The organism is Yersinia rochesterensis (assembly GCF_003600645.1).
GTDB lineage: Bacteria > Pseudomonadota > Gammaproteobacteria > Enterobacterales > Enterobacteriaceae > Yersinia > Yersinia rochesterensis.
Window position 1 is genome coordinate 416,366 of record NZ_CP032482.1, and the last position, 13,420, is coordinate 429,785.

Consider the following 13,420-nt stretch of genomic DNA (forward strand, 5'->3'; position numbering starts at 1 on the left):
TAAAAAATATACTTAGCGTACGTTTTCGTACGGTTGGGCTTCAGACCCCTAAAAAGCCCGTTATCCATCAAATGCACATGAGAATAAGCCAGTGAGCCAGAGGCCACCAAGCACCCTGGCAAACGGAAGCGCCCTTAGCGACGGGGAAAGTCGCTAAGGGTTCGATTGTGTAGTTGTGGGTAACATAGAGGGCATCCTTGCCTTAATTGCATAAAAAAAGGCTTTTGATATTAAGTATATTTCATTTACAACCGTTACTTTATCAACAACCATGATAAGAAACCCATTTTGGGGGTATCGTATGATTGTACGTTAATTATATATGGGAGTTTTCAGATGAATGAATTTTCGCACGATATACTATTTATAACACAAAGCCCTAATCTAGAAACCATCACATTTTAAAATGGTTAAAAAGCTTCCCGATGGCCAGCGACTTTAACCGCTTAACTTCAGGCACCTCCATGCCGCCGAACTTTTTGGGCCAAGTGTAAAACTTAATCCTATAATGAGTGTTAATTAAGAATTATTCACTTGTTATGTCGAAATATCACCAAAGAACGGGTACTCTCAGTAAGGGTAACAACGGACAATGTTTACTGAATCCACAATCAGGAGGGTGTATGTTAGTTGGCAATATGGTAGTTTTGAAGAGTCATCCTAAAAAAGAGATGACGGTTATTGAGGTCAACGACAACAGTGTGTTGTGTGGATGGCATGAAAATAAAGGGTTCCACAAGAAAAACTTTAACAGAGAGGAGTTAATCATAAAATCTCCTCCCAATCTTATCAGCAGTATTTTTTAAATTATGAAGATACCTTCTGTGCGTTAAAGTGGCTGAGTGTGAATCCAAATATAGCAATCATGCTCGCAATAATGCCATAAACCTTAAATGTCTGAGGCAGTCCGAACTGGCTGATAACTGGTTCGGCGAAAGTGGGAGCGAGAAACTGTCCTAGATAAATAGAGGTTATCAGTATAGATATCAACATGGGACGTGTGCGTTCATCTGATAATGAAATTACAATGATATTGAAGTTGGGTATGTTTAGGCCCAAACCGACGCCAATAAAAAACAACCCGATAAAAATCATTAAAGAAGAGTGACTACTTCCCAATATAAACAAGCCGAGTCCCAAAGACATAAACCCACAGTTTACGGGCATGAAGTCCGTGGTAAATATCCGTGACTGCCTAAAATACAATGATGAAAAAAACCACATTGCGCAAACAAACGACAGACAAAATCCTACTGATGGAATGTTGTCAGAATTCAGATTTTTAATAAAGTAAGGAAGAAGTGACGGGATTGTGAAATAGAGTGACATATTCAAAAATGCAAGTGCACAAAAGACTAAAGGTAAAGTTGCACCACGCAGTACTCCCGTCATTTTATTAGTTGTATCCGGCTGTTTGATCGGACCTTTCACACTCTTACTATGTAGAAAAATAATCACACCTGGTATCAGAAGTAACGAAATAAGATAGATCAAGAAAGGATATTTCCAATCCAGTGTTGCAAGGAAACCGCTAAATAATGAAACAAGAATATTAGCTCCCCCCATAAAGGCAGACTGACTATAGAATGTTTTGCGGATGTCCTTAGATGTTCTTACTTCTGAAAGAAAAAAAGTCACACTATACATCAGTATGGCAACCGAAATTCCAAGTAAGAATCTTGAACAAATAAGTTTGATGGCATCGTCAGTAAAAAAGCCCGAACTACCAAAAACAGCGTATCCCAGTAACCCCGTGATCATGAGTTTTTTTTTATCAGGGGCAACCCGAAGTGAAGCCAGAAGCAGACCGGCCAGTGCTGTGGCGAGTGCGGGTAACGTTAATGTCATTCGATACAGGAAGTCAGGTTCAACACTGAGTAGTGTATTATGAAAGTTAAATTCCGGAAGAGAAGGCGCTACAATTGTGGTACCTGCAATTGTCAAAACGCTAACAGAATAAAGAAGGAAATACTTAAAGCCGATGCTGTTCATGTCATGACCTGTAATAAGCAGCTAGCCCGAAGGCCAGCTTTTAAAATTATCACTGAATAAAAGCGCAGATATATTTTGCAATCCGGTCCGCTTCAGTGAACTGAATGGCGTGGGTACCTTCAAGCCAGATGATATCGGTATTGTCCTCACCATATCGGCTTTTTAAATAATCAGCGACGGAATGATTATCAACAAGGCGATCCTGATTAGCGAGTATGCACATGACCGGAATTTTACACGATGAGGAGATCAGGTTAGTGCGTGAGAGGTCGGCTAGTTCTTGCCAGACATCTATGGTGTTCAGGGTGACATTATTTAACAGCAACTTATCTGATATCAGGGCCGCCTGAAGGGCTGGGTCATTCGTAAAATCTTCAACGGCCAGCGGTACCGGGAAGTAATCAATATCACGAGGTGACTCATATTTGATATTGCTTAATGCTATTTTGACGCTACGGGTAGTCCTTACCAAAATATCCGCATAACGCTCTGTAAAACGAAAACCAGGGGTAATCATAATCAGATTTGAAATTTTACCACTGAGTTCTGGTTGAGCCGCAACAAGAGCTGCGATTTGCCCACCAAAACACCACCCAGCAAGGTGAATGATGAGACCAGCTTCAGAAAAGTTCAGCAGCAAGGAAGATAAATCTCCGAGTTCTTGCTGAACCGATTCGAGGTGTCCCCTTTTCTGTGTATTCAGTCCAGAACCTCTGCGATCAACAGCAATGAACCGATATGACGAATGCTGAGAAAAGCTTTTTCCCAGAGGATATTGCCAACCAGAATGGCTGACACCTCCATGTAACATGACAATAATTTCTTTTGCATCTTCATTGCCCCAAGAACGGTAATGCAAAGTGTAACCATCCGGAGCAGTGAATGTGTGGATCTCAGAATGTCCAAATTCAGTAAAATTATTTATCAAAAGTTCCTCCAGTCACAAGTGCATCAATTTCAATCAGTAGATCGGGTCTGGCCAAACCTTTGACAACAAGCATAGTCATACATGGCTGGTGTCCTTCAAGCCATGCATTCAGGATGCGGTTGCGCTCTTCAGCATGCAGTATTTCTCCACCCCAAAAAAACGTCATTTTAACGATATTCCGAATGCTTAAGTTTTGCTCTTCTATATTCTTCCTAATGTTGTCCAGCGCAAGGCCGAACTGCAACGATTGTTCCTCAGGTACCGAGCCATCTGAACACATTCCTATTTGTCCAGAAATAACCAGCAATGGCTCATCACTATCCAGTAGTGCTTGATGTGAATAAGCTGCCATAGGCGGATGGATCCCAGCAGGATTAATTAGTTTCATATTCTTTTCCTGTTTCACACCTACGAATATCGTGTGTATTAAGGCAATGTATAGCATCACATTCAAAGTGATGCCCCGACGCTATAGCACGAATCGCGTTAACATACATACGTGCCAAACGCTCCAAATCAGCGGGTGAAATCACGCTGCTTTTTGCATTAAGGGTGATAACTATTTCATCAAGGGCAAGGTCAAAACCGACATTAACGAGCAACCCAAAATGGGCATGTTCAAACCAGAGGGTTCGTAATAAGGGACTAGTGTCGTTTCCTTCAAAGCGAGAGGTTGCGATCGCCTGATAGTTTGAAAAGCGCGTAAAATTGAAACATGAAGACAGATAGCTTTTGTGCTGAGAAAACGCATTTATTTCGGATAGGGAAAAGCGTTTATAAGGCAGTGATTTATTCTCAAAGTCCCTAAGATGATGAGCTACTTCAATCACTGTCAGATCAGACAGGTTACACCTGATGGGAAGAAAGTTTAAAAACATGCCCAGAGTTTCATCTGAGTGAAGACTGTCTGTTCTGCCACCACTGAAGGTGCAAGAAACCAAATCTGGAGTATCAAAAAGCGTTCTAATGACTGTAAAATGCACAGCCTGGAGAAGATGCTTTAGAGAAATCCCCCCCTCCCGCGCGACGGCACTGAGGGCTAAAGATACTTCAGAATTGAAAGTGACCTTTGACTCCGACCATTTGTGACTACTTGCAATGTTTGGGCGTGACAGTTCAAGAATAGGCTCTTCAAAAAGAACAGATTTCCAGAATTCGCGGGCCTCTTCCGAGCGTGACTCCTCTTTACTCAGAAGGCAGAACTCCTTAAATGCAGGAACAACGTGGTTAGGCGCCTCACCAAGCTGTCTCCCCTCCAATAGGTTTTGATAGTCGGTTACAAACAGTCTGATAAGGTTAGAGAGGCTGTAACCATCAAGAATGCTATGGTGGAAACTGACGGTGAAGAAGAAATGATTTTTATTGATTTTATGGCTGTAGAATCGCACTAGATCCTGTTCGCTAAAATCAAACAGATTTCCTTTTTCGGCTTCAAACCACCGGAGATATTCATTATGGGCATCCAGTTTACCTGACGGACTGAGATCAAAATACTGATAGTTCAGGAAACCAGTTTTATGGACTTTCTGTAGGGGAAGATGCCCCTCAGTTAATACAAACGATGTACGAAGCACAGGGTGAGCGGCTATCAGCCGCATCAATATTTTTTCAATATCTTCGTGGTTATGGTTCAGATTCAGCTCATATCCAAAAACATCATGGTAGGTTGAGAAGCCTGTTTCCTCACGATACTTTTCAACCATCATGTGCTGAGTATCTGTCAGCGGATAAAAATCTTGTGCGGTCTGATCATCTCTGAGTTCCTGAGGAATATCGAATTTAAGGGGACGCTTTTCACTTTCCACCTGCATTTCGATCGTACCCTGGGAAAGAATTGTCCAAAGTTTTGTCAAACTATCTGACTCAACGATATCTTTCAGTTTGACTCTATAACCCCCCTTTCTGAGTAACGCCGTTATACGCAGTGCAGAGATGGAATCCACCCCCTTGACATGATAGTTTTCATTAGGATCAACATGGTTGCCTGTGACCTCATAAAATATTGCGGCCACGTCTTCAGCAATAGTAATTCCCTCGTCATTTTTCTGTTGTTGAGTTAAGTTTTCAATGTAAGCCTTAGCAAATAATCTGTTTTTATCCGTATCATGGTAATTTAGCGTTACGGAATACTCTCTAGTGAACGGATTACGGGAGAAATGGATCATCACAGGAAAGTTTGTTTGCTCGTAATAACGCGCCTGTCTGATTGTATTTTTACCTTCATTGTAAACATGGAAATCGGTGAAGTTAAACACAACATCGAACAGGTTGTCGCGGTTAGCTGCCTTCAATATGTTTGCTAATGGATAGCGTCGATAATTCAGACTGGTTTTTTCGGTATTGAAAATTTCTGTCAGGAGGTCGGATACTTGGGCAGACGCTCCTTCTACGATAAACGGTAGAGTATTAAGATACAGCCCCAATGATTTTTCGGAGCCTTCATATTCCAGCCGACCATTGACGACATGGCCGAAGCAAATATTCTTTTTTCCACAGACTGCGCTCAAAGCCAGATAATGAAAATACAGTGCTACTGTTTTCAGTGGAACCGAATGTTCGCGGCTTAGTCTACGCATCGAACTAATGAAATCATCTGAAAGGATGAGTGTTTCTGATGTGCTAGTGTCGATATCGACATCTAACCCGAAGTTCTGGCAGGCCTCCTGGCGGGAGATATTCAACCAGTGTGCTTGGCAATCCTCTGAATTTAGAGCTTCCGTTTCGGCAGCTACAAATGTTGCATAGCCGTTACGGTAATCGCCTTCGACGATCTGTGGAATATCGTGGATACCGTTGACGATGTCATTAATCAGAATGGATACACTCCAACCATCCAAGACTGCATGGTGAAAATCCACGGACAGGGCTATTACTCGGTTATCAACTGTGTGTAGTGTAAAACAAACCAGCGGGCCAGATTCAAAATCAAAGGGGGCTTGTTTACGTTCATGTTCCCAGCGAACCAAATGGTGGTTGAGGTCTCCTACGACCGATGTCCGAAAAATACCCTTAATCGCCTCTGATAACTGTATTTGGATTGGGCAACTACAGGTGGTTAAATCAAATACACACTGCAGTTGCTGATTATGCCGAATCGCGTGTTCGATCCTTGTGGTCAGTTCACTGACGGACGCCTCATCAATCACATATGAGAAAATATCATGATAGATGGATGACTCTTCATTGAGTAAGGAGTGGTAAACCATACCTTTTTGCAAAACACTCATAGGCCAGGCATCAATTCCCCTACTATTGACGACTGCTTTATCCATTGGGTTGAGTAAAAAATATGGTTCGTACTTCTCTTCCTTTTCACTACTCAAATCTGATGTCATATGGACCATATCAGCGATACAGCCCGCATCGTAGATATCTCTGAGCGAAAGCGTTAATGCGCTCTTTTTGAGTTCAGAAATTAATTTCAATGCAAGAATTGAGTCGCCACCAACATTGAAGAAGTTGTCGCTGAGACTGAGAGCACTTGAAGCGATTAGACTGCTAATAATGTCATAAAACAGTTTTTCCTTGTCATTGTTAAACTGAGGTTCTTCACGACTACCGTGGAACACTACGGGGGTAGGTAATGCACGACGATCTAGTTTACCATTTGAGGAAAGAGGTAATTTTTCCAGGACTATGTAATGACTCGGGATCATAAATCCAGGTAGTTTTTGCGCCAAGTCGGCTTTAATAAGTGCTACTTCCTGATCTTCAGAAAATAGGTTTGAACGGGAGTTCAGTGACAGATAAGCCACGAGTCTTTTGACTCCGGTGGATTCGTCCAGAACAACGGCAGATTCCTTAACCTGTTCACACGTTAAGATAATCGCTTCAATTTCACCTAGTTCAATTCTAAAACCTCGTAGTTTAATCTGATGGTCCGCCCTGCCCAAATATTCAATATTACCGTCAAAATTGTAGCGGGCCCGGTCACCAGTTTTATACATCCGAGTGTGTTTTTCGCCATCACCGATAATATCAATGAATGCACTTTTGGTTAGTTCAGGCTTGTTATTATAACCTTCAGCCAGTTGCACACCTGCAATAAATAGTTCACCAGCAACCCCTATAGGCTGCATCATATGCGCTTTGTTTAAAACATATAGTTGCGTATTAGCCACAGGTTTACCGATGGGTACGACATTGCCATCGTAATTTCTTTCACACTCCCAGAATGATACATCGATAGCCGCTTCTGTTGGCCCATATAAATTATGAAGGCTGCAGGGTAGTTGCGCATAAAAGGATTTAATTATTTCAGAGGAAAGGGCTTCGCCACTACAGAAAACACTTACCAAGCTTGCACATTTCATGGCAAGTTCATCTTCCTCCAAAAACGCATTCAGCATTGAGGGCACGAAATGCAGTACAGTGACTTTTTTATCCGCTATCAGTTCTTTCAGATAGCTAGTATCCCGGTGTCCACCTGGTCTAGCGATGACAATGCGCGCACCTGACATTAGTGGCCAGAAAAACTCCCAGACAGATACATCAAAGCTAAACGGGGTTTTCTGCAGAACACGATCTTTTGACGTTAGCTTGTATTTATCTTGCATCCAGTACAGCCGGTTGAATAGTCCTTTGTGTGTGTTGATAACCCCTTTCGGCTGGCCCGTTGAACCTGATGTGTAAATCATATAAGCACTGCTGTCTGGAGTCAGGTTTATCGTGGGCCCGCAGGGATTAGATACCTGTATTTCGCTGACAGCATTCTCTAGCGTGACCGCTTCACCGCTAAAGTTTTCTAGTTTCTCAAAAAACTTCTCTTGCGTCAGGATTAGGTCAACACCAGAATCTTGGATCATATAGTCAATACGGTTCTGTGGGTATTCCGGATCAATAGGTACCCAGGCCTTTCCCGCTCTCATAATGGCTAACAACGCCATTGTCATTTCGAAGGATCTTTCCAAAACGACACCAATAAACTGAGCCTCAGTCTTACTCTGAAGCCACTGCGCAATTTCCGCAGTACGCTCATCTAAACGCCCGAATGTAAGGGTACTGTTACCGTATTCCAGTGCGACTGACGATTTTTTTTCTTTCATGACTGCGAGGATAATTTCTAATATGTTCGTATCTGGATAACTGGCTTGTGTAGCGTTCCAAGCCTTTATTTCCTCACGTTCGCAGGTCGGCAGAATCTCAGCGCTACTGACCTGCACATCTATATCACTGAGGAGTGACTCTGCTAGAGTTTCAAAATGTGCAAAAATACGACTGATGGTCGAAGGTTTAAAAACGGCACTGTTATATTCTATGTCTAAAATGAGTTGATCGGCACGTTCTCTGATATTGATTAATAAATCAAATTTAACATGCCGGCGACTTATGCGAATATCCTCTGCTGAAAATCCTTTTCCCAAGTCGAAAGGGATGTCTTTCCCAAGCCAAGTGAGCATCGTTTGGAACAATGGGTGCACACTTGGATCTGTTTTTATATTTAGTTCCTTCACTAACAACGGGAAAGGTACACGCTGATTCTTCAGTGCACCATTCAACTTATTAACGGTATGTGCCAACACATTTTTGAACGAGATATTTTCATCAAACTCAAGATGTAATGCTAAAGTATTAACGAAGCACCCTATCATAGACATTTCATCTGTATTATGTCTATTTAGTACTGGCATTCCTATATTAATAGTTTCCTGTTCTGTATAGCGGTAAAGTAATGATGCATATAAAGCCATCAAGACAGAATAAATTGAGACATTTTGTTCTAATGACAATTTCCTTATTTTGTCAGTAATAATATTTTTCAGGGTAAATTCAATGGATGAGCCTTCCTGATTGGTAGATGACTTATATGTGAAATCTGCGGGAAGCTTTATATTATCAGCAAGGCTTAGATGCTGAGATTTCCAGTAGCTCAGTGACTCATCTAAGTGTCCATTTATTATACTTTGATGTTCTATTAATGCTGCTTTTGTGAAGTCATATTTAGCCAGGTCGAGATGCCGTGTAGCGGGAATCCCGACGTACTTATATTCTTCAGATAATTCTTTAAAGAAAATCGAAAAAGACCAGCCATCGATAATGAGATGATGGGCAGTTAAATTAACAAATGTTTTTTCTTCATTCGGGCAATATATTATACTGAGACAGTATAATGGTCCATTATAGATGTCGAATAACTGGTGTGCGGCATCATCTAATACTGCGAGTGCCTGTTCCTGCGAACTTACCACAAGGTTAGTGATGTTCGCTACCTGCACCTGCTGGGTATCATCAATCCATAATCCTTCATCGTTATATATGTATTTCACTGAAAATACGCTGTGCCGCGCCAGAACCACTTCGGCAGCAGCAGTGAGTGTAGTTATTGATACTGGTCCCTTAATACATACGGTTTTATGCTCATTGTAACTAGTGTTGTTTTCTTGGGCTTTTAGGTCAGCTTTCCAAATACTTTCGACTGTCTGTGTGGCTTTAATCACTGTCATTCCTCTCTGAATGGTGTGTGTTTTTTAGGAAATACTGTCAGCAATATTTCTGACATTTCTGAATCTGAGTATCTCCTCCAGCGAAAAGTTAATCCCTTCCTGCTCCCTTATTTTCATTGCAATAATCATGGCCTCAACGGAGTTCCCTCCACAGGAATAAAAATCACTATCTAGCCCTATTTCTTTATTATTTAAAGTGTCCTGCCAAATATGTAATATGGATTTTTTTAATTTTGTATTTTTATTGCTTTCTGGTTTATCTCTCTGAGTTAATTTTATTTTCTTACCTTTTTCAAATAGCGTCTTGCGATCTGTTTTAGCGTGAGCGGTTAATGGTATTTCATCCACAATATAATAATCTGCTGGCCACATATAATGTGGCAACGTATTCTGTATCTGGTCAGTGAGCTGTTCAAAAAGCGCATCTTCTGTTTTATTACATTTCAGAAAGGCAATTAGGCGGTTAAGATCTCCGTTGCTCTCTTTACTGACGACTACCGAATCAACAGCGTGATGAGTATTTAATACAGCTTCTATTTCATTCAAATCAACACGGTATCCGTTAATTTTTATCTGTTCATCAAGCCGCCCACAAAAAAAGATGTCCCCAACAATATTCCGGTAAGCAAGATCACCTGTTCTGTAAACACGGGGGGAGTCGGGAAGCGTCTCGATAAAAACAAACCTTTTTCGCTCCTCAGATTCGCAACTGATGTAACCTTCAGCCAATGCGATACCGCTTATGCATAGTTCACCAATTTCATCCACCGCAGCTTCGTTTTCATTTTGTGATAAAATGTATGCCTGAACACCTGAAACGGGTCTACCAACTGGGATATCATTCAGCAGGTCAGCTTTCGTCACGGTATGTGTTAGCACCTGTATGGTAGTTTCTGTTGGCCCATAAAGATTGTGCAGTGCCGCTTTAGAGGCACTGAAAAATGCTTTAGCTAGTTCGTTTGTAAGAATTTCGCCCCCGACAAAGACATTTTTAAGCGACCTACATTGTTTGAAGGCTGGTTCATTGAGGACTTTCCTAAGCATAGCTGGCACAAACTGGACGGTATTAATGTTGAATCTGAGGATCATCTCTATGAGATAATTAGGAATTATATCTTTATCGGGATCTGCCAGGCAGAGCGTCCCCCCACAAATAAAGGGTATTAACATTTCCCACACTGAAGCATCAAACGTTAACGCTGTTTTGTTGAGGATTCGGGTTTCGGTGTCAAAGCCGTATGTTTTAGTCATCCAATTCAGAAGGCTGGCGACGGCTGAAGCCTTAATTTTTACGCCTTTAGGTTTTCCTGTCGTTCCTGATGTGTAGAGAATATATGCGAGCTGGGGGCCAGCTTCAGCTGCTTTTCCAGTTCTATGAGATATTTTTGCTTTCCTAATTTCTGTGATTGCTTTTTCATCTAGTGAATTTTTTTTCGAGATAATAAACTCGGCATTTACATCTTCTTTTATAAAACTCTTTCTAATCTCAGGATGGTCTGGATCAATAGGGATATATATCGCACCGAGTTTAATCAACGCTAATATATAGTAAATACATTCCGGCCCCCTCTTCAGCTCAACAATAACTTTCGACCCGTATGTCACATTTTTGGAGATTAATAACCGGAGAACTTCATTAACTTCACTTAATAACTCTTTGTAAGTTAGTTTAGAAAATTCCGTTTCGAGAGCAATCCTCTCTGGGTATTTTTGGAAACTATTCAGTATTAATGCACCAAGTTTATTATCCATATGCAATTCCATTAATTGTCAGAGATTGAGCTATTGTTAATGAATTTTTTTCATGGTTAACTAATTTTTCCAGAAATTAGCCTTCCTCTTTTAAAAAACATAAATTCAATGTCCTCGTAAAGAAGAATTCTCCTATATATTAGATTTCGTGACATAAATCATACTTATGAGTTATTTGTTTAATTATTTTTATCTATTAAATCAATATAATATATGGCTTTTCATTTAAAATATTCTAAAACAGAATTTAAAATCATTGAAATCATAATCATTGGTAATGTAATGTCTTTGGTATAAGATTTTCTTTTTCACTATGATTATGGAAGGCATGATGATTCAGGATAATATTTCTTTAAAAACACATATATTGTTAGCTTTTCTTTCAGCGTACATACTTATGACAACACATTATGCTTTCGCTGCACCTGATAAAGAAGGATATAGGATTATTAGTAAAATTCCTCATAATCAAGAGTCTTTTACGCAGGGACTAATTTTTGACCGTGGCCATATTGTCGAATCTACAGGCCTATATAAAAAGTCCAAAATTAACATCATTGACTCTAAAAATGGTGAGCTGATTAAGTCGGTTGATTTACCTGCTGACGTATGGGGGGAAGGGCTTACAAAATTAGATGGGAAATACTATACCTTAACATGGAGAGAGAAAAAGATATTGGTTATGGATCCTGACAATCTTAAAGTTATTAACTCGTTTGACTATGAGGGAGAAGGATGGGGTTTAACAACCGATGGCAAACTTCTTATTATGAGTGATGGTAGTGCAGATATTTATTTCCGCCGTTCTGATGACTTTTCGATCCAGAAAAAAATTCAGGTGACTTTTGACGGTAAAAAAATCGAGAAAATTAATGAGCTTGAATGGATAAACGGGCTTATCTATGCGAATGTCTGGTATACCGATTTCATTCTCGTTATAAATCCTGAGGATGGTAAAGTCATCAAATGGATTGACTTGGCTGGCATACAATTTAATCTTGACAATTTTGATAAAAATACCAATACACTCAATGGCATTGCTTATGACCCTATCTCTGACAAGGTTTATGTCACGGGAAAAAACTGGTCGAACATTTTTGAGGTCAAGTTTACAGGAAATGATTAGCTTGAGAATTATATTCTATCATTTAGATTAAATTGAATGATTAGCCACCTGAATAAGTTTGAGTTTCGTAGACACTTTTTTCCTCATAATGGGGTGCCCTTGGACAATTTTTCCCTATATTTTGAGCATAGCAACTGTCTTGCGCACCTAATCCTACGAAGCATGTCGATGGTACAGTGGATCCCATGCTTCATTCTTTTTAAGCATAGCGTTCTGGATCGTTACTAGCTTCTGGATACAGGCTGTTAATGCTACTTTTTTGGTTTTCCCAGCGGCGATCCGGCGAGTATCAAACTCTTTGATTACAGGGTTGTGTCTAGTTGCAACGAGGATAGACATCCCAAATGCGCATAGAAGGTGCGATCGCTCATGGGATGATGAGAAGAAGTCGATGGTCTTTCCCAACAAGCGCTTCTTGCTGACAATCACTCGGTCGTGATCACTGCCACGGTATTCAGCCACCCTATCCCCTCCGCGCGGAGAGTCGCCGGGCCACCATCCTCCTTTGCACAGCACGTCGGGAGCAGCATGAAGTTCGGCAAGTGTGTCGAATACATCGGGAACTGATAGCAATGAATGTCGGTACTTCGAACTCTTCTCGGCCTCAATGGAGAATACCAAGCGGCCATCCTCGATATACGCAAATGCGCCGTCATGGCCCGGGTTGTAAGAGAGTATTTTCATCTTGAATCTCCTTTGATAACTGGTCCGTCCAAAGCTTGGAGAACCCTAACCTGCTGCTTGCGTACCGATGGGCCGTACGCAAGCACGCGAATCGATTGAACGTTGGTCATAGTCGGAAGTCGGCGGGTGTTAAGACGCCCCGCAAGCTGAGAGGATCGAGAGGGCCAAGTGTTGAAATGCAGTTTCATGGACAAATGCGGAATTGGTGTTGGATCCCAAAGCACACGTCGATGGATCAGTTGGTCATCCACTAACCATCGGATCTCCCACGGGGTCCATTCGATGGCATACCGATGCACGTCCTTCGAAGCGTCGAAGCCCAGTTCGATGTAGCTTGGAGCACCTCGGTAGCCGTAGTCGAACTGTGCACCTTCGTCACCGGGGTTGTAGAAGACATTGACAATTAGGCGACTCGGCATATTGCCGGCAATCTCGATGTCAATCTCCTGATGCGGTGAGTTACGGTGAAGAAAGAACCCGGTGTAATGGTCTAAT

The 13,420-nt window shown here is 41.3% G+C and carries 8 protein-coding genes and 1 pseudogene; 2 read left to right on the forward strand and 7 right to left on the reverse strand.

Annotated elements, in window-relative coordinates:
• Positions 1-623 precede the first annotated feature (623 nt).
• Positions 624-806 (forward strand): hypothetical protein, encoded by a 183-nt coding sequence (locus DXZ79_RS02035; RefSeq protein WP_120011053.1) that lies wholly within the window; start codon positions 624-626, stop codon positions 804-806.
• A 1-nt stretch (position 807) separates the two neighbouring features.
• Here DXZ79_RS02035 and DXZ79_RS02040 read toward each other — a convergent pair whose 3' ends face one another.
• The 5 genes from DXZ79_RS02040 to DXZ79_RS02060 are packed head-to-tail and all read right to left on the reverse strand — an operon-like array spanning position 808 to position 11,115.
• Positions 808-1,992, reverse strand: coding sequence for an MFS transporter (locus tag DXZ79_RS02040; protein ID WP_120011054.1), 1,185 nt, complete (start codon positions 1,990-1,992; stop codon positions 808-810).
• A gap of 49 nt (positions 1,993-2,041) precedes the next feature.
• On the reverse strand, positions 2,042-2,920 hold the full coding sequence (locus tag DXZ79_RS02045) for an alpha/beta hydrolase (RefSeq protein WP_120011055.1): 879 nt from the start codon (positions 2,918-2,920) through the stop codon (positions 2,042-2,044).
• Positions 2,910-3,308: a RidA family protein gene (locus DXZ79_RS02050; protein WP_162928720.1), complete on the reverse strand. Its 399-nt coding sequence runs from the start codon at positions 3,306-3,308 to the stop codon at positions 2,910-2,912. Before DXZ79_RS02050 ends, DXZ79_RS02045 begins: the two co-directional genes overlap by 11 nt.
• On the reverse strand, positions 3,295-9,357 hold the full coding sequence (locus DXZ79_RS02055; protein WP_162928721.1) for a non-ribosomal peptide synthetase: 6,063 nt from the start codon (positions 9,355-9,357) through the stop codon (positions 3,295-3,297). The genes DXZ79_RS02050 and DXZ79_RS02055 overlap by 14 nt, the downstream gene beginning before the upstream one ends.
• 30 nt (positions 9,358-9,387) lie before the next feature.
• The gene (locus DXZ79_RS02060) at positions 9,388-11,115 is read right to left on the reverse strand and encodes a non-ribosomal peptide synthetase (protein WP_162928722.1); all 1,728 of its coding nucleotides are present in this window, start codon (positions 11,113-11,115) and stop codon (positions 9,388-9,390) included.
• A gap of 328 nt (positions 11,116-11,443) precedes the next feature.
• Here DXZ79_RS02060 and DXZ79_RS02065 point away from each other — a divergent pair, with 328 nt between their 5' ends.
• On the forward strand, positions 11,444-12,241 hold the full coding sequence (locus DXZ79_RS02065; RefSeq protein ID WP_244942312.1) for a glutaminyl-peptide cyclotransferase: 798 nt from the start codon (positions 11,444-11,446) through the stop codon (positions 12,239-12,241).
• Positions 12,242-12,394: 153 nt separating this feature from the next.
• Here the strand turns inward: DXZ79_RS02065 and DXZ79_RS20780 are convergent.
• Both DXZ79_RS20780 and DXZ79_RS21270 read right to left on the reverse strand, forming a co-directional pair.
• A pseudogene (locus DXZ79_RS20780) lies at positions 12,395-12,589 on the reverse strand (IS110 family transposase); the annotation flags it as partial.
• Between the two features lie 332 nt (positions 12,590-12,921).
• Complete coding sequence (locus DXZ79_RS21270) at positions 12,922-13,368, reverse strand: glycoside hydrolase family 16 protein (RefSeq protein WP_120011061.1); 447 nt, start codon at positions 13,366-13,368, stop codon at positions 12,922-12,924.
• Positions 13,369-13,420 lie beyond the last annotated feature (52 nt).

Excerpts from the sequence above, each read along its gene's own strand:
- DXZ79_RS02040 (WP_120011054.1), bottom strand. The coding sequence starts at position 1,992 with ATGAACAGCATCGGCTTTAAGTATTTCCTTCTTTATTCTGTTAGCGTT.
- DXZ79_RS02035 (WP_120011053.1), top strand. The coding sequence starts at position 624 with ATGTTAGTTGGCAATATGGTAGTTTTGAAGAGTCATCCTAAAAAAGAG.
- DXZ79_RS02060 (WP_162928722.1), bottom strand. The coding sequence starts at position 11,115 with ATGGATAATAAACTTGGTGCATTAATACTGAATAGTTTCCAAAAATAC.
- DXZ79_RS02050 (WP_162928720.1), bottom strand. The coding sequence starts at position 3,308 with ATGAAACTAATTAATCCTGCTGGGATCCATCCGCCTATGGCAGCTTAT.
- DXZ79_RS02065 (WP_244942312.1), top strand. The coding sequence starts at position 11,444 with ATGATGATTCAGGATAATATTTCTTTAAAAACACATATATTGTTAGCT.